This is a genomic window from Streptomyces avermitilis MA-4680 = NBRC 14893, assembly GCF_000009765.2.
Taxonomy (GTDB): domain Bacteria; phylum Actinomycetota; class Actinomycetes; order Streptomycetales; family Streptomycetaceae; genus Streptomyces; species Streptomyces avermitilis.
In genome coordinates this window covers 4,332,481-4,356,545 of the sequence record NC_003155.5, presented here as the reverse complement: position 1 = coordinate 4,356,545, position 24,065 = coordinate 4,332,481, and the positions used below count along the sequence as shown (strand labels likewise).

Sequence of the window (24,065 nt, the reverse complement as noted above, 5' to 3'; positions counted from 1 at the left end):
CGTGCGCGTGGACAACCTGCACATCGCCGGCCTCGGCTGCTACCTGCCCAGGCCCTATCCCGCCGAGCGCGCCGTCGCCGAGGGCCGGTACGAGGCGGCGGAACACAGGAACGGCGGCTGGACCGGCGCCGCCGTCGCCGGGAACATCTCCCCGCCCGAGATGGCGGTGAAGGCCGCCCGCACCGCGCTGGAGCGCTCCGGGCACCCGGCCGCCGACATCGCGCTGGTGCTGCACGCCTCGCTGCACGAGCAGGGCCCCGAGCTGTGGACGCCGCACCAGTACGTGCTGCGGCACGCGGTGGGCACCCAGGTGCCCGCCATGGAGGTCCGGCAGGGCTGCAACGCGGCCCTGGGCGCCCTGGAACTGGCCCACGGCTACCTCAGCGCCGATCCGGCGAGAGCGGCGGCGCTCGTGACCGCCGCCGAGAACTTCGGCACCGAACGCGTCGACCGCTGGCGCTACCAGGCGGGCGCGCGCATGAAGCGGCCGTCCATCCTCGGCGACGCGGCCACCGCGGTCGTCCTGTCCAGCCGCGGAGGCTTCGCCCGGGTCAGGTCGATCGTCTCGGCGTCGCTGCCGGAGCTGGAGGAGATGAACCGGCCCCGCGGCCCCCTGTTCCCGCCGAACCGGACCCGCACCGGCCGCATCGACCTGGTCGCCCGGGTGCTCGACTACGCCCACGACAACCCGGGGGCCGCCACGCTCGCCAGGAAGTCGCTGGACGCGGGCCGTACCGAGATCGCGCTGCGGGCCATCGAGGACGCGGGGCTGCGCCCGTCCGACATCACCCGGGTCACCCACGTGCTCTCCGGGGGTCCCGAGTACATCCGGGCCGTGCTCGAACCCCTGGGGATCGACCCGGCGCGGGGCGTACTCGACTTCGGCCGACACCTCGGCCACATGACCACCAGCGACCAACTCGCCGCGCTGCACCATCTCGTCGAGACCCGCCAGGTCGTCGAGGGCGACCGGGTCCTGATGATCAACAACAGCTTCGGGGTCTCCCTGTTCGGCGCGGTCGTGGAGATCACCGGCAATCCGTCCTGGGCCACCGGAAGCCCGTCGGCATACAAGGAGTGGAAGTGACCGTCTCGCAAGCAGAGGGCACCATGACCGTGGCCCGGTGGATCGGTTCGCTGGAGGCGGGGTGGCGTGCCCGCGACGCGGAGGCGATAGCCGCCCTCTTCACCGACGACGCCGTCTACCACCAGGGCCCCTACGGCGCCCCGCACACCGGCCGGGCGGCCGTGGCCGAGCACTGGCGCGGGACGCTGTCACGGCAGAAGGACGCGAAGATGTGGTTCGGGGAACCCCTCGTGTCGGGCCGGCGGGCCGCCGTGGAGTGGTGGTGCGTGCTGTACGACCCCGCCACCGGTACGCCCCGCAACGCGGCGGGCTGTCTGGCGCTGCGGTTCGCGCCGGACGGGCGGTGCGAGTCCTTGCACGAGTACTGGCACGGGGCGCCGGACCAGGCGCTGGAGCCCGCCGAGGGGTGGCTGCGATGAGCGGCGCGAGCGCACGGTGCCCGTTCTCGGGCGCCGGCGGCGGGACGGACGTTCTGCCGCTGCCGGCCGACCCGGGCACGGCAGCCGGTGCTCCGGCCCCCGGTCCGCCCGACGCACCGGCCGCCCCCGCCCCCCGTACGGCGGACCGGTCCGCCCCCCACGCGGCGGACCCGCACGCCCCCAGCACGGCGGACCTGCCCCGCTTTCCCTTCCCCGGCCTGTCCGGCATCCCCCTGGACCCCGTGCTCCTGGACCGCTACCGGGGCGAGCCGTTGGTGCCGGTAGGGCTGGCGAACGGCCGCGAGGCCCTGCTGGTGACCCGGTACGCCGACGTCAGGACCGTGCTGTCCGACGACCGTTTCAGCCGGGAGGCGTGGGCCAACGGCACCCTGTTCGCCCGCAGGTCCGGTGCGCTCGCGCTGGTCACCAGCGACGCGCCCACGCACACCCGGCGTCGCAGCCGGGTCCAGTCCCGCTTCACGCACCGCAGAGCCGAGGAGGACCGGCCCCGCATCGCGCGGATCGCCGCGGAACTGCTCGACTCCCTTCAGGCCGCGGACACCGGCCGGCCGGTCGACCTGATCGCCGAGTTCACCACTCCGTTCCCGTACCGGGTGATCTGCGAGATGCTCGGCGTGCCGGTGGCCGATCTGGACCGACTGCTGCCGTCGGTGACGGTGATGATGTCCGCCGGACGCTTCTCCGCCGACGAGGCAGCCCGCGCCCACGAGGTCATGTACGGCTACTTCTTCGGACAACTGGCCGCGCGCCGCGAGGCGATCGCGGCCGGGTGCCCCGGGGACGACCTGCTGACGTCGCTGCTGTCCGCGCCGCGGGAGACCCGGCTCAGCGACGAGGAGATCGTCGTCTTCGGCTTCGGCCTGATGATGGCGGGCGGCGAGACCACCGCCTCCCATCTCGCGATGTGCGTCCTCCAGGTACTGGGCACACCCGGCCTCGCCGACCGGCTCAGGCGCGACGCGTCCGCGGTGCCGGCCGTCGTGGAGGAACTGCTGCGGTGGGTGTGGTTCGCCGGTACCGGCGGCCAGCCGCACGTGGCACTCGAGGACGTCGAACTCGCGGGCCGGGTCCTGCCCGCGGGCCAGGTCGTCATCCCGCTCACCGACGCGGCCAACCGCGACCCCGGTGTCTTCCCCGACGCGGACGAGTTCCGCCCGGACCGCGCGCCCAACCCGCACATCGGCTTCGGCCACGGCCGGCACATGTGCCTGGGTGCCGCACACGCCCGGGTGGAGCTCCAGGAGGGTCTGACCGCGGTCCTGGAGCGCCTGGACCACCTGGAACTGGCGGTCGAACCGGCGGAACTCCGCTGGCGCGACCAGATGTTCATGCGCGGCGTGTGGGAACTGCCGGTGCGCTGGCACACGAAGGAGGACGGACGGTGCTGAGACGCTGGACCCGCTTCGTGGCGGGCAGTTACCCCCCGCTGCCGTCGGTGCTGTTCGCGTTCCTGTGGGCGTACGGGGTCACCGGGCTGTTCGCGGCCGTGCAGCCGCAGAGCCCGCCCTGGCGGCCCGGAACCGGCACCTTCACAGCCGCCGTCACGCTCACCGTCACCCTGCTGCTGATGCGCGCCGTGGATGACATCCGCGATCTGGCGTACGACCGCGCGTTCCACCCGAAGCGGCCGCTGGCCGCCGGAACCGTGCGGATGAAGGACCTGCTGGTGCTGTGCGCGGCCGGCGCGGTGCTCGTGCTGGCACTCAACGCCGGCAGCCCCACGGCCCTCGCGGTCCTGGCGGCCCAACTCGGCTACTGCGGGCTCTTTCTGACCGTCGACCGCCTTCTGGGCTGGCCACCGGGAGACCGGCTGTTCCTGAGCCTCCTGTTCAGCTTCCCCGCTCAGTTGCTGCTCCACGTCTACCTCTACGCCCGCTACCTCCACGACACGTCCTCGGGCCCCGGCCGCGAGGGAGTCCTGGCCATCGTGATCACCGTGCTGGTCACCGTCCACATGGAGTTCGCCAAGAAGATCACCCGGCGGACACGGCCCGGCGAACGCAGTTATGTCGATGCCCTCGGCCTCGGCGGGACGGTGGCCGTGGCGCTGATCGCGCCGGTGCTGTCGGTCCTGCTGCTGATGACCCAGGCCCGTCCGGTGGCCTTGCTGACGCCGCTGGCCCTGCTGCCCCTGCTGCTGCCGGCCCGGGCCGGCTGGCGGTTCTGGCGGACCCGGACCCCGCGCTGGCCCGCGGCGTCCCCGGCGTACTACGTCCTGTCCACCTTCGCCTGCTACCTGGCGCTGAGCCTGACCTACGGATGACACAACGGCGCCGGGCCCGCAGGCCGTTCCGGGCATTGACAGCTCGCCCCTCCGGTCGGAAACTCACCCAGCATGGTGAAGGAAAGTTCACCATGCGAACTCCGTCACTCGACCACGGGGCCGGGCGAACGCGAAGGGGCGTGCCGATGCGTACCACCGTCGGGATCATCGGGGCCGGACCGGCCGGACTGCTGCTGGCCCGGCTGCTGCGCAACGCCGGGATCGACTCGGTGGTTCTGGAGAGCCGGGACCGGGCGTACGTGGAGCGGCGCCAGCGCGCCGGGATCCTCGAGCAGGGGACCGTCGACGTGCTGCGGGCCGCCGGGGCCGGGGAGCGGATGGACCGGGAAGGGCTGCGGCACGACGGGATCGAGCTGCGGTTCGACCGGAGGCGGCACCGCGTCGACTTCCCCGCGCTCGCCGGCGGCCGCGCCGTGATGGTGTACGCGCAGACCGAGGTGTGCAAGGACCTCATCGCGCTCCAGCTCGAGGAGGGCGGACCGCTGCTCTTCGGCGCCGAGGCGCTCGCCGTGGAGGGGGCAGGGACGGAGCGGCCGCGCGTGCCGTTCACCCACGAGGGGCGCGAGGACGTCCTGGAGTGCGACTACGTCGTGGGCTGCGACGGATTCCGGGGCGTCGCCCGGCAGGCCGTGCCCGCCGAGGTGTCGCGCGTCTTCGAACGTACGTATCCCTTCGGCTGGCTCGGCGTCCTCGCCGATGTCGCCCCCTCCCACGACGAACTCGTCTACGCCCGCCACGAACGCGGCTTCGCCCTGCTCAGCATGCGCTCGCCGGCCGTCTCCCGGCTCTACCTCCAGGTGCCCGAGGGCACGGACGCCGAGGCCTGGGCGGACGACGAGATCTGGGCGGAGCTGGAGCGGCGCTTCGAGACGGACGACGCCTGGCGGCTGGAGCGCGGGCCGATCACCCAGAAGTCCGTCACCCCCATGCGCGGCTACGTCCACGAGCCCATGCGGCACGGCCGGCTCTTCCTCGCCGGGGACGCGGCGCACATCGTGCCGCCGACCGGGGCCAAGGGCCTCAACCTCGCCGTCGGGGACGTCGTGACCTTCGCGCGGGCGCTGACGCACCTGAAGGAGACGGGATCGGGCGAGCGCCTCGACGCGTACTCCGCGACCTGTCTGCGCCGCGTCTGGCAGGCCGAGCGGTTCTCGTACGACATGACGACCCTGCTGCACCGCCCGCCGGCCGCCACGCCGTTCGAGGAGCGCGTCCAGCTGGCCCGCCTGGAGCGGATCACGTCCTCCCGCGCCGCCGAGGCCGACCTCGCGGAGGGGTACACCGGTTCCCCCTGGAGTGACCCGAACGGGCGCTCGGCCGCCGGCCGGTCGCCGGCCGGTCGTCGGCGGATGACTGACCGGGCGCCGAACGGGCACCGGACCACTACCGGTCGAGCGCCCTGTTACGGCTTCGTACCAGTGCTCGCCGGGCATGGGACACACGCGTACCGTGGCAGCACAGGGGAAAGATCCTTCTTAAGCAGTAGGGTCAATCCTTTGCCTACCTATTACTCTTGAGGCCAAGGCCACGCCAGGTGGCCATGGAGGAGTGAAATGAGGAGCAGTAACCCGGTCTTCTCGCGTCGGGGGTTCAGCCGCGACAACGGCTACGCGGGCTTCAACACCGCGCCGCCGGCCGGGGGACCCGCTGTCGGCACGCAGGCCAACCCGTACGCCCAGCAGGGCGGCAACCCCTACGCGCAGAACCCGTACGCCCAGCAGGGCCAGCAGTACGGCGCTCCGCCGCAGGCTCCGGTCTCCACCGGCCGGATGACGATGGACGACGTCGTCATGCGCTCGGCGATGACGCTCGGCACGGTCGCGGTCGGCGCGATCCTCGCCTGGGCCGTGCTGCCGGTGACGAGCACCAGCTACGCGCTGGCGATCGGCGCCGCGCTCATCGCGTTCGTCCTGGCGATGGTGCAGTCCTTCAAGCGCACGGCCTCGCCCGCGCTGATCCTCGCCTACGCCGCCTTCGAGGGAGTCTTCCTCGGGGTCATCAGCGAGATGTTCAACAGCCAGTGGTCGGGCGCGCCCTTCCAGGCGGTGCTCGGCACCATGGCGGTCGCCGGCGCGACCCTGCTCGTCTACAAGGCGGGCTGGATCCGCGTGACCGCGCGGTACGCGCGCATCGGCATGGCCATCGCCATCGCCTTCATCCTGGTCATGGCGGTCAACCTGCTGCTGGTCGTCTTCGGGGTCGCCCCCGACGGCGGACTGCGCAGCATGGGCCCGCTGGGCGCGGTCGTCGGCATCATCGCGATCCTGCTCGGCGCGTTCTTCCTCACCCTCGACTTCAAGCAGATCGAGGACGGCATCGCGTACGGCGCGCCGCGCGAGGAGGCCTGGCTGGCCGCGTTCGGCCTGACCATGACCCTGGTGTGGATCTACGTCGAGATGCTGCGGCTGGTCGCCATCTTCAGCAGTAACGACTAGCGCCGCCGCCCCGGCAGTGAAGGGCCCGCGAACTCCGGTTCGCGGGCCCTTCGTCGTGCTGCGGGTGCTCGGATGCCGGTTCGTTCGGCGGTGCGCGCTCAGAGCAGTTTGCGCGCGGCCCTCCTCAGGTCGTACTCGTGAATGATCGCCTTGGCGTGGCCGTACGCGAGGTTGTGCTCGGCGCGAAGCCAGCTGACCTTTTCCTCGAAACGGAAGAGAGCGGGGCCTTCGTCGACGGTGCGCAGCCAGTCGGACACTTCACGACCGGTGCAATGGGGGATGCGGGCGAGCAGGTTGCGATGGGTCTCCGCGGAGAAGACTTGGGACATCGGCGCCTCCGGGACGCAAGGGGATGTAAGCCGGTCCTTCAGGTCACCGTGCCTGAGCGTTCGCGTGTTGGCAACAGTCCCGCTGCGGCGCGTAGTCTCGCGGCGTGGTTGATACGACGCCTCTGACCCGTGCCGTGGATCATTTCGCCGACCTGCTGCGGGCCGCTCCGCAGAGCCGGCTCCAGCGAAGTGCTGCGGCCGAAGCACTGGGGCTGGCCAGGGAGTTGGCGCTGCGCGCCCAGCGGCTGGAGGACCCCGCCGCCGAGCCCCGTGAGATGCCCGACGCGGGCATGTTCGCGGCCGCGGACCAGATCACCGTCGCCGGACGAGATCTGGCACTCGTACTGAGTAACGAGGAGGAACTCGCGGAGGCGGTGACCCTCGTGGTCGAGGCACAGAAACGCGCCGGGGTCTGATCCGACTCCCGACGCGGTGCGCAGGCCGCTCTCCGGCGGCGGTTACAGCGACGCGATGACGCGGTCCGCCAGGACGTACACGGTCTCCTCGCCGCAGGCGAACGTCAGCGCGTACGCCCCCGAGATGCCCGAGCCGCCGAGCAGTACCGGAGTGTCGCCGGCGCGCAGGGCCGCGGACAGCCGCTCGGCGGTGTCCCGGTGGCCCGGGGTCATGCACAGGGTCGTACCGTCCGCGAAGACGTAGACGTCGAGGGTGCCCAGCGGGCCGGGGCGGATGTCGGCCAGTTCGGTACGCGACTCGGCGAGCTCTTCCAGGCAGGTCACCGTGCGCTCGTGGTCGCCCACGACGGGTGACTGGACCGGCACGAAGTCCGGGTGCGAGGGGTGGCGGCGGCGGGCCGCGGCCAGCTCGGGCGACTCCCCGGAGAGCTCGTCGGCCTCCAGACCCGGCTCGGCCACCGGCTCGAGGCTGTCGTGCTCCAGGCCCATGAAGTCCGACTGGCGCGGCAGGAACAGATCACTGTCGGGCAGGCCCAGCAGGGACGGCGCGTCGGAGATGTCACGCGCCTCCTGGGCGGCCCAGAACGCCCGTGCCTCGGCCAGCTCGCGCTCCCGCTCCTCGGCGAGCGCCTCGGCCACGGCGGCACGTATCTCCTCCGCGTCGGCGGTGGAGCGGGCGGCGGGCACGAGACCGCGCGCGCTCGCGGCGCGGCTCTCGGTCAGTTCGGTGTGCAGAGCCGCTATCTGCCGGCGCAGCGACTGGAGGGTGCGCAGGACGGCGACGCCCACAACCGCGGTGGCGGCTGTGGTGAGCAGCAGAGCAATCGGCATGGCGCTCACTGACGTACTCCCGGTTCAAAGTCGACCCCCCGACTTCCTACATCAGCTTGAAGGGCGGACTAAGCAGCTGTCAGTGCGTAACGTCACGAAACGGGCAGGACTTTCGGCCCGGGGATCGGCGTGAAACTGCTCTGACCTGCGTGAATCCTCTCCTGGAGGGAGATAGGTCACATCCTGGGGGAGATTGGATCACAAAACGGCCCGGAGCCGGGGGGAACCCCTTGGGATTCCCGGGCTCCGGGCCTGAAGGTCACGCTGGGTCCGCCTCCCGTCACGCGGCCGGGTTCGGCCGGCGGCGCGCAGCCGGTCTCAGCTGAGGCGCTCGATGACCATCGCCATGCCCTGGCCGCCGCCGACGCACATCGTCTCCAGACCGAACTGCTTGTCGTGGAACTGGAGGGAATTGATGAGCGTGCCGGTGATGCGGGCGCCGGTCATGCCGAAGGGGTGGCCGACGGCGATCGCGCCGCCGTTGACGTTCAGCTTGTCCAGGTCGATGCCGAGGTCGCGGTAGGACGGGATCACCTGGGCGGCGAAGGCCTCGTTGATCTCGACCAGGTCGATGTCGTCGATGGTCAGGCCCGCGCGCCGGAGCGCCTGCTTGGACGCCTCGACCGGGCCGAGGCCCATGATCTCCGGGGAGAGGCCGGTGACGCCGGTGGAGACGATGCGGGCGAGCGGGGTGAGACCGAGCTCGCGGGCCTTCGTGTCCGACATGATCACGAGGGCGGCGGCGCCGTCGTTGAGGGGGCAGCAGTTGCCGGCCGTGACGAGGCCGTCGGGGCGGAAGACCGGCTTGAGGCCCTGCACGCCCTCCAGGGTGACGCCGGCGCGCGGGCCGTCGTCCTTGCTGACGACCGTGCCGTCGGGGGTCGTGACCGGCGTGATCTCGCGCTCCCAGAAGCCGTTCTTGATGGCTTCCTCGGCGAGGTTCTGGGAGCGGACGCCGAACTCGTCCATGTCCTGACGGGTGACGCCCTTGATGCGGGCGAGGTTCTCGGCGGTCTGGCCCATCGAGATGTACGCGTCCGGGATCAGACCGTCCTCGCGCGGGTCGTGCCAGGACGCGCCCGCGCTCTCGGCGACGGCGGCGGTGCGGGCCTCGGCCTCGGCGAAGAGGGGGTTGTGGGTGTCGGGCAGGCTGTCGGAGTTGCCCTTGACGCTGCGGGACACCGCCTCGACGCCCGCGGAGATGAAGACGTCGCCCTCGCCGGCCTTGATGGCGTGCAGGGCCATGCGGGACGTCTGGAGCGAGGAGGAACAGTAACGGGTGATGGTGCAGCCCGGGAGGTGGTCCATGCCCATCTGCACGGCGACGATGCGGCCGAGGTTGTGGCCCTGCTCACCGCCGGGGAGGCCACAGCCGAGCATCAGGTCGTCGATGTCCTTGGGGTCCAGCTCGGGGACCTTGGCGAGGGCGGCCTGGATGATCGTGGCGGTCAGGTCGTCCGGGCGCAGGTCCTTGAGGGAGCCCTTGAAAGCGCGGCCGATGGGGGAGCGGGCGGTCGAGACGATCACGGCTTCGGGCATCACGGCTCCATTGGCGTACGGGTGTACCTACGGGCAGGGCTGATTGGGAAGTTACCCGTACGTACGAAGGAGGTCACGGGGGTGGAGGTGTGACCCCGGCCGCACTTTTCTAAGCGCTTGCTCATGCGAGGGGCGGAGGGGCATGCCGGGGCGGACGCGGGGGCGGGAGCCGGGCGTGGCGTGTCCGGCCGAAGCGGGCGCCGGGGGCGGCCGCCCCCGGCGGAGCTCACGCCGACGTCTCCCGGGCCGGTGTCGCCGGGGCCGTCGCGTCGGCGGCCGGCAGCCGCCGCCGGCGCCGCCGCTTGAGGAGGGCCCAGGGGCCCCGCGGTCCGGTCGGCATCGCCGCCGTGACCTCCGTGCCCGGCTCGGACGCGGCCTCGGCCGCCGCCCGTGCCACCGGCAGGAAGCCCTCGCGGCGGGAGACGTCCGGGCGCTCCTCCTCCGCCGGCCACAGGCCGAGCGCCGCGCAGACCGTCGGCAGTATCGCCATCGCGGCGGTCGCGTAGCCCTCCGCCGAGGGGTGGTAGTGGTCGGGGCCGAAGAGTTCCCGGGGGTTCGCCGCGAACTCCGGGCCGAGCAGGTCGCCCAGCGACACCGTGCGCCCGCCCTGCTCCACCGCCCCGATCGTCTGCGCGGCCGCCAGCTGGCGCGAGGCGCGGCGGGCCAGCCAGCGCAGCGGCTGCTGGACCGGCTCGATCGTGCCCAGGTCGGGGCAGGTGCCCACGACCACCTCCGCACCCGCGGTGCGCAGCCGGCGTACCGCGGCGGCGAGATGGCGGACCGAGCGGGTGGCCGGCATGCGGTGCGTCACATCGTTCGCCCCGACCATGATCACGCAGACGTCGGGCACCTGTTCGGAGGCGCCGAGGACCAGGCCGACCTGGCGGTCGAGATCGTCCGACTGGGCGCCCGGCAGCGCCACGTTCCGCAGCACCACCGGGCGCTCGGCGACCGCCGCGAGCCCGGAGGCCAGCAGAGCGCCCGGAGTTTGACCCGATCGGCGTACGCCCTGACCGGCGGCGGTGGAGTCGCCGAGCATCGTCAGCCGGAGCGGCGGTTCACCGGGGACGGTGTACGCGTATCCGTAGCGGCCCTCCGCGCTCGGCGGGTGCGGCGCACTGCCGTTGCCCACATGGCGCTTGGCCAGCTGCACCTCGGCCAGCACGACGCCGATCGTCGCCGCGCCCACCAGACCGATCCCACCACCGCCGTACGCGGCACCCGCCGCGATGCGCCGGGCCACCCTCGCCCTCGACAAGCTCGTCATCCGCCGCCGCCACCTCCTTGTAGCCGTACAACCACTGCTTGCCCCGTAGAGGCGGTCGGCCAATCTCAACGGCACGTGAACGCGTGTAGGGGGCCGTAGGCTGGCGGGACCTAACGACCACTTCTTTGCAGCTCCGGAGACAACGGTGCAATTCCACGACTCGATGATCAGTCTCGTCGGCAACACCCCGCTGGTGAGGCTCAACAGCGTGACCGCGGGCATTCAGGCGACCGTCCTCGCGAAGGTCGAGTACTTCAACCCGGGCGGTTCCGTGAAGGACCGCATCGCCCTGCGGATGATCGAGGCCGCGGAGGAGAGCGGCGCTTTGCAGCCCGGTGGCACGATCGTCGAGCCGACCAGCGGAAACACCGGTGTCGGGCTCGCCATCGTCGCGCAGCAGAAGGGGTACAAGTGCATCTTCGTGTGCCCCGACAAGGTGAGCACTGACAAGATCAATGTGCTGCGTGCCTACGGGGCCGAGGTGGTGGTCTGCCCGACCGCCGTCGACCCCGAGCACCCCGACTCCTACTACAACGTCTCGGACCGGCTCGTGCGCGAGACGCCCGGTGCGTGGAAGCCGGACCAGTACTCCAACCCGAACAACCCCCTTTCGCACTATCACTCCACCGGCCCCGAGCTGTGGGAGCAGACGGAGGGGAAGATCACCCACTTCGTCGCGGGCGTGGGCACCGGCGGGACCATTTCCGGTACCGGGCGTTACCTGAAGGACGCCAGTGAGGGCCGCGTCCAGGTCGTCGGCGCCGACCCCGAGGGCTCCGTGTACTCCGGCGGCTCCGGGCGCCCGTACCTCGTCGAGGGCGTCGGCGAGGACTTCTGGCCGACCGCGTACGACCGCACGGTCGCGGACGAGATCGTCGCCGTGTCCGACAAGGACTCCTTCCAGATGACGCGGCGGCTCGCCAAGGAGGAGGGGCTGCTCGTCGGCGGTTCCTGCGGCATGGCCGTCGTCGCCGCGCTGCGGGTCGCCGAGCGGCTCGGGCCGGACGACGTGGTCGTGGTGCTGCTGCCCGACAGCGGGCGCGGGTACCTCAGTAAAATCTTCAACGACGAATGGATGGCCGACTACGGCTTCCTCGAGGACTCCGGGCCCAGCGCCCGCGTCGCCGACGTCCTCAGCGACAAGGCGGGCGGCTCCATCCCCTCCCTCGTCCACATGCACCCCGACGAGACCGTCGGCGAGGCGATCGAGGTGCTGCGCGAGTACGGCGTCTCGCAGATGCCGATCGTGAAGCCGGGCGCCGGCCACCCGGACGTCATGGCCGCCGAGGTCGTCGGCTCGGTCGTCGAACGCGAGCTGCTCGACGCGCTGTTCACGCAGCGCGCCTCCTTGCAGGACCCGCTGGAGAAGCACATGTCCGCGCCGCTGCCGCAGGTCGGTTCAGGCGAGCCCGTCGGGGACCTGATGTCCGTCCTCGGCACGGCCGACGCGGCGATCGTCCTCGTCGAGGGCAAGCCGACCGGTGTGGTCAGCCGCCAGGACCTGCTGTCGTTCCTGGCCAAGGGCGGCGGCAAGCAGTAGCCGCGGCCCCGCCCGCCGGACGGACCTTCGGGTCCGTCCGGCGGGCGGCTCATCCGGTCCGTCCGTCCGGCGGGCGGGTCTTCGGGTCCGTCCGGCGGGGCATGGCACGGAACTTCGTAGAAGTGGTACGAGCGCGTCACGTCCGCGCAGCACCCGCTTAACACGCGTCCGGCACATTGGTGGATGTCGGCAGGGCGGGAGCGGCTCCCCGCCCCGGCCGGCACCGAAAACGGCGCCAAGGACCTCCGGAGCGGCTCCCGGACCTCCATGGACGCCACGGACGCGTAAGCCTGGCCCTGACCCGGCCCGCGTCCCTCGCGGGGACCGCCGTCGTCCCGCCCCCCGGTAACGGGGGTGCGGCGGTCCCCGCGCAACACTTTCCCGGCAGCAGGCCGGTCCTAGCCTTCCCAGTCCGGTTCCGGCTTGTCGCCGCGGCGGCCGAAGGACGGGAACACGCGCATCGCCTGCACCACGTTGACGCCCACGATGCCCATCCAGGTGATCAGGAGTCCGGGGAGGTGGGCGGTGGCGCCGATCGCGGACAGGGGGATCGCGAGGACGAGCGAGACGATGCCGAAGCCGAAGCGCTCACCCCAGGAGTCCGTGGCCTGCGGGGACCGTGCGCCACGGGCCACCACCATCTGCTGCTCGGCCAGCTGACGCCGCACCCGGCGGTCGACCGCGCCGTCGATGCGCTGATCCACCTTCTCCAGGAACGAGTCCACCAGCGCGGACTCGTACTCGTCCCCCAGCTCCCTGCGCGCGTGCAGGGTGGCGTCGAGTTCCTTCTTCAGTTCGGCGTCGCGGGCATCCATACCGGTCATGGCGCTCACGGTAGGCGTGCCGTGGTCGCCGCGGCACTGGGGGTAGCCCCCCTGTTCGAGCTGGGCCGCACCCCCGCAGGCCCCCCTTCCCGCTTCTTCTCCTACTTCTTCTTCACCAGCCCGTGCTGCTCGGCGTACGCGTTCGCCACGTCCTCCGGGTCCTTCTTGTCCTTGTCCACCTGGCGGTTGAGCTCGGTCAGCTGGGCGGTGGTGAGGACGTTGCCGAGTTCGGCGAGGGCCCTGCGGACCGTGGAGTCGGCCTTGCGGTCGGCGATGAGCGGGACGACGTGCTGGCCCGGGACGAGGTTCCTGGGGTCGGACAGGACCACCCAGTCGTTGGCCTGGATGTCGGTGTCGGTGGTGAAGAGGTTCGCCACGTCCACGTCGCCCTTCCTCAGGGCGCCCTTGACCAGCGGCCCGGAGGAGTCCAGGGACTTGAACTCCTTGAACTCCACCCCGTACACGTCCTTCAGGCCGACCACGCCGACCTGACGCTTCTTCACCTCGGCGGCGGCGCCGATGACCAGCTCGCCGTTCTGCTTCTTCAGGTCGGCGAGGGAGGACAGGCCGTACTTCTTCGCCGTCGCCCGTGTGACGACGAAGGCGTCGGAGTCCTCGGCCATCCCGTACGGCAGCACCTGGAGGCCGGACGGGAGGGCGACGGTGAGGGCGTTCTGCATCGCGCCCTCCTCCGTGGCCGTCGCCTTCGGGGCGAGGTAGTGCAGCAGGGCGCCCTGGTACTCGGGGAGCAGGTCGATGTCGCCTCCCCTGAGCGCGGGGATGAGGATCTCGCGGGTGCCGAGGTTGGGCCGGACCGTCGTCCTGACGCCGGCCGCCTCCAGGGCGGCCGCGTAGAGGTGGCCGAGGACCTGGTTCTCGGTGAAGTTGGCGGTGCCGATGATGACCCCGCCCTTGCTGGAGCCGCCGCCCGAGCCGCCGCTTCCCTGGCTGTCGAGGGAGGTGATACCGCTGCTGCACGCGGCGAGGGCGGGGACGGAGGCGGCCGCGAACAGGCCGCCGAGGAGAGTACGACGATTCATTTCGGTGGGTTCCCTGAGGCCTAGGCGGTGCGGGTGGGGGTCCCCCCGCTCGAGCGAAGCCGAGAGTGGGGGAGGAAGAGGAAGCGCTGGAGGGCGGAGAGCGCCAGGTCGAGGACGACGGCGACCGCGGCGACGAGCACCGCGCCGCCCAGGACCTGGACCAGGTCGCGCTGGGCGAGGCCGTCGAAGACATAGCGGCCCAGGCCGCCGAAGGACACGTACGCGGCGATCGTGGCCGTCGCGACGACCTGGATCAGCGCGAGCCTCAGACCCGTCATGATCAGCGGGAGCGCGAGGGGAAGCTCCACCTGGAAGAGGACCTGGTGCCAGCGCATGCCCTGCCCGCGCGCGGCGTCCTTCACATCCGGGTCGACGGCGGTCATGCCCGCGTACGTGTTCGTCACGATCGCCGGGACCGCGAGGGCGACCAGCGCGATGTACACCGGCCACATCGACAGACCGCTGGCCAGGAAGACGAGCACGACCAGGCCCACGGTGGGCAGCGCGCGGCCGAAGGACGCGAGGTTGATGGCGAGGAACGCGCCGCGCCCGGTGTGCCCGATCAGCAGGCCGACGGGCAGCGCGATCGCGGCGGCGACGAGGGTGGCGAGCAGCGAGTACTGGAGGTGCTCGGCGAGGCGGTGCGCGATGCCGTCCGGGCCGGTCCACTGGTCGCCGCTGACCAGCCAGGCGCCGAGGTTCTTGAAGAGTTCGTACATCAGGCGCGCCGCCTCTTCCACGGGGTGAGTGCGTACTGGACCGCCACCAGGAGCGCGTCCGCGACCAGGGCCAGCAGGATCGTCAGTACGACGCCCACGATCACCGGCGTCGGGAAGTTGCGCTGGAAGCCGTCCGTGAAGAGCTGGCCGAGGCCGCCGTCTCCGATGTACGTCGCCACGGAGACCAGGGAGATCGACATGACCGTCGCGATCCGGACGCCCGCCATGATCACGGGGAGGGCGAGGGGGAGTTCGACGGTGAGGAGGGTGCGCAGCGGGCGGGTGCCCATCGCCTTGGCGGCCTCCTTCGTCTTCACCGGGACCGAGTCGAGGCCCTCGACCGTGTTCCGCAGCAGAACGACCAGGGTGTAGACGGTCAGGCCGATGACGGTCGTGGTGCGGGTCAGCCCCGAGACCGGCAGGAGGAGGACGAAGATCGCGATCGACGGGATCGTGAACAGCACGTTCGACAGGCCGAGCAGGAAGCCGCGCAGCGGGCGGATCCGGTGGGCGATCACCGCCAGTGGGAGGGAGATCAGCAGGCCGAAGAAGACGGCGGTCAGGGCGGCCTGGAGGTGGGAGAGGGTGAGACCGGTGAGGTCGTCGGTGTGGTCGCCTATCCACGACCAGTCGACGCTCACGCGGCGACGCTCGCTTCGCTGTGCGCCCGGCCCGCGTGCTCGTGGATGTCGTCGCGGGACGACACCCCGGTGAGGACTCCGTCCGCGTCGACACGGACCGTCAGCCCGTTCGGGGAGGCGACCGACTCGTTCAGGGCGGCGAGCAGCGAGTCGCGGTCCCTGAGCGGTCGTACGGGGAGTTCGGCACCGTCCTTCGAACGCCAGTGCTGCGGCCGGCGGGCCTCGTCGAGGACGAGGGTCCAGGCGCCGCCCTCGGGGGCGGGGCCCTGCGGGACGTCGGCGAGCGTGGTCAGCGACAACAGCTTGAGGCCGCGCTCGGCGCCGAGGAAGTCCGCCACGAAGTCGTCCGCCGGGCGGGCCAGCAGTTCGGCGGGCGAGGCGCACTGCACGAGGTGGCCGCCGGTGCGGAAGACCGCGATCTGGTCGCCGAGCCGGACCGCCTCGTCGATGTCGTGCGTGACGAAGACGATGGTCTTGCTCAGCTCTTTCTGGAGGCGCAGGAGTTCGTCCTGGAGCTGGGTGCGGACGACCGGGTCGACCGCGCCGAACGGCTCGTCCATGAGCAGGACCGGCGGGTCGGCGGCGAGGGCGCGGGCGACTCCGACGCGCTGCTGCTGGCCGCCGGAGAGCTGGTGCGGGTACCGCCGGCCGGCGTCGGCGGCGAGGCCCACGGTGTCGAGGAGCTCGGCCGCCCGGGCCCGTGCCTTGCGGCGGCCCCAGCCGAGGAGCAGCGGCACGGTGGCGATGTTGTCGAGCACCGTGCGGTGCGGGAAGAGCCCCGACTGCTGGATGACGTAACCGATGGAGCGGCGCAGCTCGGCGGCGTCCTGTTCGAGGATGTCCCGGCCGCCGACCCGGATGGTGCCGGAGGTCGGATCGACCATCCGGTTGATCATCCTGAGCGTGGTCGTCTTACCGCAACCGGAGGATCCGACGAGGACGGTCACACCGCCTTCCGGCATCTCCAGGGAGAGATCGTGGACTGCTGTCGTTCCGTTCGGGAAGCGTTTGTGGACCGCGTCGAACTGGATCATGAGGTGTCCCTTGCCCGGCCTGCATATCGTCATGCAGAGTTCTCGGTGTCTGAATAGATTGTCAATGGTCCGGCGTTAAGCGCTGGTTACTTATGACCGCCAGGCAAGATCCGATGTCCGGGTTGAGGGGAGTTTGCGCGTGATGTCGTCTCGGATCGTGGATACGTCGACCGTGGAAGTGAGCCCCGCGTCGACCGGGATCGTGGTCCTCGACGGCTGTGGAATCGGCGTCTCCGACGTCGTGTGCCTCGCCGACGGGGCTTCGCGGCCGGTTCCCGGCACCGAAGCGATGAAGCGGGTGGAGGAGTCCTGGGACGCGGCCCGGCAGATCGCCGCGACCGGCCGGGTCTACGGCCGCTCCACCGGAGTGGGCGCGAACCGGAACGAGGACGTGCCCACGGAGGCGGCCGCGGGGCACGGACTCCGGCTGCTGCGCAGCCATGCCGGGGCCATCGGGGCGGAGCTGCCCGCGCGGCAGGTGCGGGCGATGCTGGCCGTGCGGGTCAACCAGTTGCTGGCCGGCGGCGCGGGGCTGCGGCCCACCGTGGTCACGGCGCTGTGCGAGGCGCTGGAGAACGGGGCCTACCCCGTCGTGAACGAGTTCGGCTCGGTGGGCACGGGCGACATCGCGGCCCTGGCCCAGGTGGGACTGGCGCTCGCGGGGGAGCATCCGTGGCGACGGGCGGAGACTTCCGGGGGGTTGGGGTCGGAGACTTCCGGTGGGCCGGGGGCAGGGGCTTCGGGTGGGCGGTACGCGGGAGGCGTGCGCGCTCTTCGGCGGGGCGCGTCCGCGCGGGAGATCGGCGCTCCGGAGCCCCAGCTCCTCGACAACAACGACGCCCTCGCGCTCATCAGCAGCAACGCCCTCACCCTCGGCCAGTCCGCGCTCGCGCTGCACGAGCTGCGCGGGCTCATCGGCGCCACCCAGGTCGTCGCGGCGCTCTCGCTGCTCGCGGTCGACGGCTCGCACGAGGCGTACGCCGCCCCCGTGCACACCGCCCGCCCGCACCGCGGCTCCGCCGAAGTCGCCCGGATCATGCGGGAGTTGATCGGCGCCGCCGACCGGCCGACCCCGCCCCTCGGCCGTATCCAGGACCCGTACGGCTTCCGCTGTCTGCCCCAGATCCACGGCCCCGCACACGAGGCGGCCGACGCGCTCGAAGCGGTCCTCGCGGTCGAGATCAACGCCGCCGCCGAGAACCCCCTCATCTCCCCCGGGGACCTGGCCGCCTACCACCACGGCGGCTTCTACCAGGCCCAACTCGCCCTGGCCCTCGACCACTTCAGGCTGGCCATCACCCAGGTGGCGCGCCTGTCGACGTCCAGGCTGTCGACGTTGAACGAGCCCGCGTACACCCGGCTGCGCCCCTTCCTCGCCGACCACGAGCCCGCCTCCTCCGGCGTGATGATCCTGGAGTACGCCGCCGGAGCCGCCCTCGGCGATCTGCGCGCGTTCTCCGCGCCCGCCTCGCTCGGGCACGCTGTACTCTCCCGGGGCGTCGAGGAACAGGCCAGCTTCGCCTCGCTCGCGGCACGCCAGACGCTGCGGGCGTGCGACGCGTACCGTCTCGTCGTCGGCTGTGAACTGGTCGCCGCCGTACGGGCGCTGCGCCAGCGCGACCTGCGGCCCGACCCGGAGCTGCCGGTGGGCCGGGCGCTGGAGCTCGCCGAGTCGGTGCTCGACCCGGAGCCGGCCGACCGGCCGCTCACGGACGACGTGACGGCCGCGGCCGCACTGCTCGACCGGTTCACGGAGATCTGGAGGGGGAGCGAGTCATGAGCGGGGACAGGGACACGGAAATGACGGACAGTCCGGCCGGGCGGCTTCAGGCGCTCTTCGAGGGGCACCGGCTGACACCGACCCAGCGGCGCATCGCGCACAGCATGGTGCGGCGCGCCGCCGACGTGCCGTTCCTGTCGAGCGTGGAGCTGGCGGAGCTGGCCGGGGTCAGCCAGCCGTCCGTCACCCGCTTCGCGGTGGCGCTCGGCTTCGACGGCTACCCGGCGCTGCGCAAGCATCTGCGCGAGGTCGCGCCCGCCGAACAGGCCCCGGACACCTCCTCGTACAACGAGTACCAGCAGGCCGTCGAGGCCGAGATCGAGAACCTGAAGCATCTGGCGGAGCTGCTGGCCGACCCGCGACCGCTGGCGCGTGCCGGGCGGCTGCTCGCCGCGTCCCGCCCGCTGCCGGTGCTCGGGCTGCGGGCGGCGGCCTCCCAGGCGTACGGCTTCGCCTACTTCGCCGCCAAGGTCCATCCGGACGTACGGCTGCTGCACGAGGGCGGCACGATGGTCCAGGACCGTATCGACGCGGCCGTCCGGGCGGGGGCGAGCGCGCTGCTGTGCTTCGCGCTGCCGCGGCATCCGCGCGAGGTCGTGGACACGCTGGCGTACGCGAGGGAGGCCGGGCTGACCGTCGTCACGGTCGCGGACTCCGCGTTCGCGCCGGTCGCCAAGGTGTCCGACCTGCTGCTGCCCGCCGCCGTCGGCACGGGCCTCGCCTTCGACACGGCGTGCGCCCCCATGCTGCTCGGCCGGGTACTGCTGGAGGCCATGTGCGACGACCTGCCGGACGCGCAGGCACGCCTGGAGGAGTTCGACGCGCGGGCGGCGGCGAAGGGGTTGTTCGTGGAGTAGGCCTCGGCGGAGGGGTTGTCGCGGGGGAGTGGGCCTCGGCGGAGGGGTTGTCGCGGGGGAGTGGGCCTCGGCGAGGGGATGCCGGGGGAGCGGACCCGTCCTCTCCTCGTCCGTGGTTCTCAGATTCGTCTCACCTTCGCTCGTTAGCCTGCCCGCGGACAGTCGGGGACCTGAGGAGGCAGGGCATGGCGCGCGGAGGGCAGGGGCTGGCTCGGGTGGCCGTCGTGGTGAGGGCCGGAGCCGCGCCGTTGTGGTGGTGCGGGGCGTTCGCGGCGGGCGTCGGAGTGCTCGTACCGGGGCTGACCGGACGCCGGATCGGCGTCATGGCCGGGGCCGTGCTGTTCCTCGTCGCGGCCGCCGTCGTGACGTACGGGAGCCGGAAGCGGTACACCGCCCTGGCCGCCGCGGCCGCACGCGCGGGCAAGCACGATGTGCTCCAGGACCGCGCCGTGACCGTCCGCAACTGGCGCCGGGGCCATCGCTGGTGGCTGCTGCTCGCCTTCGTGGCCGCGCTGGTCAGCTCCTTCGCCGTGCCCGCCGCCGGGGGCATGCTGCTGGCCGGGCTCGGCACCGGACTGCGGCTCAAGGCGGCCTGGCTCGGCCGGCGCGAGCGGGCCGGCGACGCCCTGCTGTGGGTGCGCGTCGACTGGCTCGGCGCACATGGCGGACGACCGGCGGGCAAGGCGGTCAAGGTCTACCGCAGCACGGGCATCGCGGCGGGCGACGCGGCCCCGGGCGGGGCGCGTCGCCGCACCGACGCACTGGTGTAGGCCTGGGTCAGACCTCCAGGTCCGCCTCGATCCTCTTCAACTGGTGCCGGGCCATCGCCAGGTTGGCCCGCTTGGCATCCAGCACCAGATAGAGGAACAGGCCGTTGCCCCCACGTCCGGTGATCAGCCGGATCAGGTGGTACTGGTCGGTCAGCGTGATCAGGATGTCCTCGATCTCGCCCTTGAGCCCGAGGTGCTCCATGGTGCGGAGCTTGGCGCGTACGACATCGGTGTTGCCCGCGGCCGCGACGGTGAGGTCGAAGCTCTTGCTGCCGCCGATCGTGCCGAGCGCCATTCCGGTGGTGTAGTCGACGAGGGCGGCTCCGGTCGCGCCCTCGATGGAGGCGAGGGCCTCTTTCAACGCGGTTTCGGTGTTGGTCATGACGGGGTGTCCTTTCAGCTTTCCGTGGTGGTGGTGCGCGCGTTCGTGGTGGTGCGGGGTTTCGCGGGAGCGCGCGCGGTTCTGGTCCGCGGGGTGGCGGACTTGGCGACGGCCTTGGCGGGTGCCTTGGCCGCGGGTGTCTGCGGCGCCGGTTCGGCGCGGGCCGCCGCGGCCTCGATCAGCTCCCCGATCCGGGTGCCGGCGCGGCGGCCCTCCAGGTGCAGGCGGCCGACGTTGACCCGGTCCTGGGCCAGCAGCGTCAGGACGGCGGTGCCTCCGGCGGCGTACGTCGCCACATAGCCGTGCACGCCGCGGACCAGCAGCTCGCGGAAGTCGCCCTGCCCGGTGGCGTCCGTCACCCGCAGCGCGACGCCCAGCGCGGCCGCCGTGAGCGCGGCCAGGCTGTCCGGGTCGACGCCGGGGGTGTCCTGGGCGAGGACCAGACCGTCGACGCTGGCCGCGAGCGCACCGGTCAGCTGGGGCACACGGGACCTCAACCGGTGGAGTTCGTCGAGGACTTCGGCCTCGGCCGCCATCAGTAGTCTCCTCTCGGCACGCTGTCGGAGCGCGCGGATCACAGGGCCTCCAGGGCGTCACGGAGCCGACGCAGCAGAGAGACGTCGGGGTCGGTCGACGTCAGGGCGAGATGGGCGAGCGGGTCGGGCGGGGTGGGTGTGTCGGGCGGGGCGAGCGGGTCGGGCGGGGCGAGTGTGAGGGGCGGGGTGCCGCGGGCCGGCAGGGCTGTGGGGGCCGGAGGGGCTACCGGGGGCGCGGGCGGCGCGGGCGGCGTGGTCCGCGCGGTGGCGGTGCCGGCCGAGGTGGCCGGGGCTGGAGTGTCCGGGGCCGGGGTCGTCGCGGCCGGGGTGACCGGCGCGGGTCCCGGAGGGGCTCCGGCCGGGGACGTCGCCCCTAGCGCGGCCCGTGCCTCCGCCGGGATCGCCGCGTCGAACCGCTCCCGCTCCTCGTGGCACGCCGGTACCTCCGCCCCCGGGGCCGGCGCCACGATGCCCGCGGCGGCCAGGCGACGCAGGTCGACCAGGGTGTGGAAGGCCGGTCTGCCCAGTGCGCGGGATATGTCCGCCGCCGTGCGTGTGCCGTCCACCCGGCCGAGCACCGCGGCCTGGCGGGGCGCGACCGTCGGCTCGTCGAGGCGCTCGATCCGTACGAGCGGGGCGTCGTCGGTCGCCGGGTCGGGCCAGATGCGGTGCAGCAGCTCGCGGCGGCGCAGGGTCTCGCGCTCCACGGCGGCCACCGGCACCGGGTGGACGGGGCCGAGCCAGTGCGCCGCCCCGTAGCGGAAGCGGGACGGGGCGCTGCTGGGGCCGAGCACGAAGTACGCCGCGTCGTACAACGCTCCCAGGTGACACAGCTCCAGCGCGCCCTTCGAGATCCGGCCCCGGTCGACCAGGAACCGCCCCACCAGCCGCCGCGCGCCCGCCTCGGCGACCGCCTCGCGCCAGCCCTCGGCGTTCAGCGCGCCGCGCACGGTGAGCAGCACGTCGAGGCCGGGCGTCGCGGGGCTCTCGGCGTGCACCACCTGGCCCTCGGACAGATAGAGGCTGCCGCGCTCGCGCACCAGTACGCCCGTGGCACGCTCGGCGGCGAGGCGGCTCAGCATCGGCGAGAGGCCGGTGGCCGGGGCCTCCGCCCGCTGCCGTACGGGCAGCGGGGGCGGCGGAGGTGTTCTGACGGTCGTCATCCCAGCACCAGCCGCCCCGCCATCTCGCCGAGCCGGATGCGGGCCAGCGCGAGGTTGCCGTCCGCGCGGGCCAGCCACAGATGCAGGAACACGCTGCTGTCGAAGGTGGTGGGTACGAACCGCAGCACGTGGTAGCTGTCCCGGTTGCTGATGATCAGGTCCTCGACCGGTACCTGCCCGGACCAGTCGGAACCCTCCTCCGGTGCGAACGCCCGGTGCTCGGCGGCCAGTCGGGCCAGCTCGGCGGCCTCCGCCGCCGTCGTCTCGTGGTCACCGCCGGGGGAGTCCCCGACGGTGCCAAGAGCGAGCCCGCTGGTCCAGTCGACCACCGAGGCACCCCGGGCACCGGGCAGTCGCATGGCTTCCAGCAAGCACTCGTCGATTCCGGGCACCGTGGCTCCCCTCCCGCCTCGGGTACGGCTGAGTGACAACGAAGCTACGCAACGTGTGCGCGAGGGGTGAGCGATCCGGCATTTTCCAGTGGAACATGCCCCCGAATGACTAAGGTGGGTCAACTGGGCTCTTTTACAGGCCTGTTGGGGTCATGGGGCGCCGGCGGGTCGACCGGTGGGCTGACGTGCGGGTATGCGGGCGCCGTGCATGACGGCGTGCGGTGTGCCGCGCGCGACCTGGTGTGGTGCGCCGCGCACATCGGCGCGTGCGCCGTACCGATGCGCGCCGGTCAGGGGACCGGGGGACTCACAGCGCCGAGAGCGCCGAAGCGTGCCCCCCGCCCGACTCCATCACGATCTCCTCGACGGCCTGCGGTTCCCGTACGACCGCGAAGCGGACCCCGCTCCCGCCGGCGCCGCCGCCCACGCCGCCCGTCGCGAAGCCGTAGATGCCGGGCCTGGCCAGGGAGTTGTACGCGTAGTGGTGGGCGAAGTAGTACGCGCCCGTGTCCAGCGCGGCCACGTGATCGCCCTGTTCCAGCAACGGCAGCGCACGTCCCACGGCGAGGAGGTCGCCCGCGAAGCAGGCCGGTCCCGCCACGTCCTGCACCACCTCGGGCCCCGCCTTGGGGTGCCCCTTCGCGTCGTACGCGGTGATCCGCAGCGGCCACGAAGCCGGCGCGTACACCGTGCGGGTCGCGACCTGCACCCCGGCGTGCGTGACCGCGACGGCCCGCCCGCCCGCGCTCTTCGCGTACTCCACGCGCGCGACCACGGTCCCGTGCTTGGCGAGCAGCGACCGCCCGAACTCCGTGACCAGCCCGTACCGCCCGTCGAACAGCCCCGGTACCGACTCCGCCAGCAGTCGCGCGTACCGGGCGTAGGTCGGTGTCGTGGCGTCGGAGCCGAAGTTGACCGGCAGCCCGCCGCCGATGTCGATCGTGTCGATCTGCCGCCGCCCCACGTGCCGGTTGATCTCCTCGGCGAGCGCGTACGTCTCCGCGATGCCCCGCGCCATCAGCGACAGCGGCATGCCCTGCGAACCGGAGTGCGCGTGCAGCCGGGTCAGCCAGGGGCGGTCCGCGTACGCGCGCAGGATCCACTCACGGGCTCCCTCGTCCCGCAGGGCGACCCCGAACTTGGAGGTGGCCGTGGCCGTCGACAACGCGTCGATCGAACCGCCTCCGACCTGTGGATTGACCCGGATCCCGACCGGTGAGCCGCTGGGCGCCGACCGCACGAGCGCGTCGATCCGGTCCAGCTCCTGCGGATTGTCCGCGTTGACGGCGATCCCGAGTGCCAGCGCCTCCCGCAGCTCGGCGGGGGTCTTGGCGGGCGAGTCGAGGACGGTCCGCTCCGGCGCCACACCCGCCGCCTGTGCCAGCGCCAGCTCGCCGGGGCTCGCCACCTCCGCCCCGATGCCCGCCTCCCCGAGCAGCCGCAGTACGGGCACCAGCGGGGTCGCCTTCACGGCGAAGGCGTGCAGTACCGGCGTGCCCGGCGCGACCACCGCGTCGAAGGCCGCCCGCAGCGCGGCCGCCGAGCCCCGGATCCCGGCGACGTCGAGGAGGGCGACGATGGGCGCGTCCGCGCCGAGAAGCCCCTGTCCGACGGCGGCCCGCACGGCTTCGTCCCGCCGGGCGACCCGCGCGGCGTCGGTCTCGCCCGCGTTCCCCGTGCTCCCGCCCGCCCCGTTGTCCCTCGCGTCGGTGGCACCCATCGCATCCCCCGTCCTGTCGCGTTCCGCGCCCATATGTCC

General features: G+C 72.4%; 24 protein-coding genes and 1 pseudogene. 11 read left to right on the top strand and 14 right to left on the bottom strand.

The window, feature by feature from the left end:
- Window position 1 precedes the first annotated feature (1 nt).
- The 6 genes and pseudogenes from SAVERM_RS18190 to SAVERM_RS18165 all read left to right on the top strand — a co-directional run bounded on the left by SAVERM_RS18190 (window position 2) and on the right by SAVERM_RS18165 (window position 6,246).
- Window positions 2–1,087, top strand: coding sequence for a ketoacyl-ACP synthase III family protein (locus SAVERM_RS18190; RefSeq protein WP_010984952.1), 1,086 nt, complete (start codon window positions 2–4; stop codon window positions 1,085–1,087).
- Window positions 1,084–1,506, top strand: a complete 423-nt coding sequence (locus SAVERM_RS18185) for a nuclear transport factor 2 family protein (protein WP_197586458.1) — start codon at window positions 1,084–1,086, stop codon at window positions 1,504–1,506. Before SAVERM_RS18190 ends, SAVERM_RS18185 begins: the two co-directional genes overlap by 4 nt.
- Complete coding sequence (locus SAVERM_RS18180; RefSeq protein ID WP_010984950.1) at window positions 1,503–2,915, top strand: cytochrome P450; 1,413 nt, start codon at window positions 1,503–1,505, stop codon at window positions 2,913–2,915. Before SAVERM_RS18185 ends, SAVERM_RS18180 begins: the two co-directional genes overlap by 4 nt.
- Window positions 2,909–3,790 (top strand): UbiA prenyltransferase family protein, encoded by an 882-nt coding sequence (locus tag SAVERM_RS18175; protein ID WP_037644887.1) that lies wholly within the window; start codon window positions 2,909–2,911, stop codon window positions 3,788–3,790. Before SAVERM_RS18180 ends, SAVERM_RS18175 begins: the two co-directional genes overlap by 7 nt.
- Before the next feature lie 146 nt (window positions 3,791–3,936).
- Window positions 3,937–5,106, top strand: a pseudogene (locus SAVERM_RS18170) (4-hydroxybenzoate 3-monooxygenase); the annotation flags it as partial.
- Between the two features lie 258 nt (window positions 5,107–5,364).
- A complete protein-coding gene (locus SAVERM_RS18165) occupies window positions 5,365–6,246 on the top strand; it encodes a Bax inhibitor-1/YccA family protein (protein ID WP_010984947.1) in 882 nt (293 codons plus the stop codon).
- A 98-nt stretch (window positions 6,247–6,344) separates the two neighbouring features.
- On the opposite strand, the gene SAVERM_RS18160 is transcribed toward SAVERM_RS18165, so the two are convergent.
- The gene (locus SAVERM_RS18160) at window positions 6,345–6,575 is read right to left on the bottom strand and encodes a DUF4287 domain-containing protein (RefSeq protein ID WP_010984946.1); all 231 of its coding nucleotides are present in this window, start codon (window positions 6,573–6,575) and stop codon (window positions 6,345–6,347) included.
- A gap of 104 nt (window positions 6,576–6,679) precedes the next feature.
- On the opposite strand from SAVERM_RS18160, the gene SAVERM_RS18155 reads away from it, so the two are divergent.
- The gene (locus SAVERM_RS18155) at window positions 6,680–6,991 is read left to right on the top strand and encodes a hypothetical protein (RefSeq protein WP_010984945.1); all 312 of its coding nucleotides are present in this window, start codon (window positions 6,680–6,682) and stop codon (window positions 6,989–6,991) included.
- A gap of 42 nt (window positions 6,992–7,033) precedes the next feature.
- Here the strand turns inward: SAVERM_RS18155 and SAVERM_RS18150 are convergent, their stop codons facing one another.
- The 3 genes from SAVERM_RS18150 to SAVERM_RS18140 all read right to left on the bottom strand — a co-directional run bounded on the left by SAVERM_RS18150 (window position 7,034) and on the right by SAVERM_RS18140 (window position 10,628).
- Window positions 7,034–7,822, bottom strand: a complete 789-nt coding sequence (locus SAVERM_RS18150; RefSeq protein WP_037644889.1) for a hypothetical protein — start codon at window positions 7,820–7,822, stop codon at window positions 7,034–7,036.
- A 318-nt stretch (window positions 7,823–8,140) separates the two neighbouring features.
- The gene (locus SAVERM_RS18145) at window positions 8,141–9,361 is read right to left on the bottom strand and encodes an acetyl-CoA C-acetyltransferase (protein WP_037644890.1); all 1,221 of its coding nucleotides are present in this window, start codon (window positions 9,359–9,361) and stop codon (window positions 8,141–8,143) included.
- Between the two features lie 226 nt (window positions 9,362–9,587).
- Window positions 9,588–10,628, bottom strand: coding sequence for an SGNH/GDSL hydrolase family protein (locus SAVERM_RS18140; RefSeq protein ID WP_010984942.1), 1,041 nt, complete (start codon window positions 10,626–10,628; stop codon window positions 9,588–9,590).
- Between the two features lie 145 nt (window positions 10,629–10,773).
- On the opposite strand from SAVERM_RS18140, the gene SAVERM_RS18135 reads away from it, so the two are divergent.
- Window positions 10,774–12,168 carry a cystathionine beta-synthase gene (locus tag SAVERM_RS18135; RefSeq protein WP_010984941.1) on the top strand — a complete coding sequence of 465 codons (1,395 nt, stop codon included), beginning with the start codon at window positions 10,774–10,776 and terminating at the stop codon, window positions 12,166–12,168.
- A 398-nt stretch (window positions 12,169–12,566) separates the two neighbouring features.
- On the opposite strand, the gene SAVERM_RS18130 is transcribed toward SAVERM_RS18135, so the two are convergent.
- The 5 genes from SAVERM_RS18130 to SAVERM_RS18110 all read right to left on the bottom strand — a co-directional run bounded on the left by SAVERM_RS18130 (window position 12,567) and on the right by SAVERM_RS18110 (window position 16,426).
- Window positions 12,567–12,992: a hypothetical protein gene (locus SAVERM_RS18130; RefSeq protein ID WP_010984940.1), complete on the bottom strand. Its 426-nt coding sequence runs from the start codon at window positions 12,990–12,992 to the stop codon at window positions 12,567–12,569.
- A 101-nt stretch (window positions 12,993–13,093) separates the two neighbouring features.
- Window positions 13,094–14,032 (bottom strand): ABC transporter substrate-binding protein, encoded by a 939-nt coding sequence (locus SAVERM_RS18125; protein ID WP_010984939.1) that lies wholly within the window; start codon window positions 14,030–14,032, stop codon window positions 13,094–13,096.
- A 20-nt stretch (window positions 14,033–14,052) separates the two neighbouring features.
- Entirely contained in the window at window positions 14,053–14,751 is a 699-nt protein-coding gene (locus tag SAVERM_RS18120) for an ABC transporter permease (RefSeq protein WP_037644894.1), read from the bottom strand.
- Complete coding sequence (locus tag SAVERM_RS18115) at window positions 14,751–15,392, bottom strand: ABC transporter permease (RefSeq protein ID WP_010984937.1); 642 nt, start codon at window positions 15,390–15,392, stop codon at window positions 14,751–14,753. The genes SAVERM_RS18120 and SAVERM_RS18115 overlap by 1 nt, the downstream gene beginning before the upstream one ends.
- The gene (locus SAVERM_RS18110; RefSeq protein WP_037644895.1) at window positions 15,389–16,426 is read right to left on the bottom strand and encodes an ABC transporter ATP-binding protein; all 1,038 of its coding nucleotides are present in this window, start codon (window positions 16,424–16,426) and stop codon (window positions 15,389–15,391) included. The genes SAVERM_RS18115 and SAVERM_RS18110 overlap by 4 nt, the downstream gene beginning before the upstream one ends.
- A gap of 142 nt (window positions 16,427–16,568) precedes the next feature.
- Here SAVERM_RS18110 and SAVERM_RS18105 point away from each other — a divergent pair, with 142 nt between their 5' ends.
- From SAVERM_RS18105 to SAVERM_RS18095, 3 genes are all read left to right on the top strand, one after another.
- Window positions 16,569–18,206: an aromatic amino acid ammonia-lyase gene (locus SAVERM_RS18105; protein WP_107083274.1), complete on the top strand. Its 1,638-nt coding sequence runs from the start codon at window positions 16,569–16,571 to the stop codon at window positions 18,204–18,206.
- Complete coding sequence (locus SAVERM_RS18100) at window positions 18,203–19,063, top strand: MurR/RpiR family transcriptional regulator (RefSeq protein ID WP_010984934.1); 861 nt, start codon at window positions 18,203–18,205, stop codon at window positions 19,061–19,063. The genes SAVERM_RS18105 and SAVERM_RS18100 overlap by 4 nt, the downstream gene beginning before the upstream one ends.
- Window positions 19,064–19,248: 185 nt before the next feature.
- Window positions 19,249–19,833 carry a hypothetical protein gene (locus SAVERM_RS18095; protein ID WP_010984933.1) on the top strand — a complete coding sequence of 195 codons (585 nt, stop codon included), beginning with the start codon at window positions 19,249–19,251 and terminating at the stop codon, window positions 19,831–19,833.
- A gap of 7 nt (window positions 19,834–19,840) precedes the next feature.
- Here the strand turns inward: SAVERM_RS18095 and SAVERM_RS18090 are convergent, their stop codons facing one another.
- The 5 genes from SAVERM_RS18090 to SAVERM_RS18070 all read right to left on the bottom strand — a co-directional run bounded on the left by SAVERM_RS18090 (window position 19,841) and on the right by SAVERM_RS18070 (window position 24,026).
- Window positions 19,841–20,215 (bottom strand): roadblock/LC7 domain-containing protein, encoded by a 375-nt coding sequence (locus SAVERM_RS18090; protein ID WP_010984932.1) that lies wholly within the window; start codon window positions 20,213–20,215, stop codon window positions 19,841–19,843.
- A 14-nt stretch (window positions 20,216–20,229) separates the two neighbouring features.
- Window positions 20,230–20,751: a roadblock/LC7 domain-containing protein gene (locus SAVERM_RS18085; protein ID WP_010984931.1), complete on the bottom strand. Its 522-nt coding sequence runs from the start codon at window positions 20,749–20,751 to the stop codon at window positions 20,230–20,232.
- Window positions 20,752–20,789: 38 nt separating this feature from the next.
- Window positions 20,790–21,914 (bottom strand): hypothetical protein, encoded by a 1,125-nt coding sequence (locus SAVERM_RS45580; RefSeq protein ID WP_010984930.1) that lies wholly within the window; start codon window positions 21,912–21,914, stop codon window positions 20,790–20,792.
- On the bottom strand, window positions 21,911–22,306 hold the full coding sequence (locus SAVERM_RS18075) for a hypothetical protein (RefSeq protein ID WP_010984929.1): 396 nt from the start codon (window positions 22,304–22,306) through the stop codon (window positions 21,911–21,913). Before SAVERM_RS18075 ends, SAVERM_RS45580 begins: the two co-directional genes overlap by 4 nt.
- 307 nt (window positions 22,307–22,613) lie before the next feature.
- Window positions 22,614–24,026: a type III PLP-dependent enzyme domain-containing protein gene (locus SAVERM_RS18070; protein WP_042493223.1), complete on the bottom strand. Its 1,413-nt coding sequence runs from the start codon at window positions 24,024–24,026 to the stop codon at window positions 22,614–22,616.
- Between the last annotated feature and the right edge of the window lie 39 nt (window positions 24,027–24,065).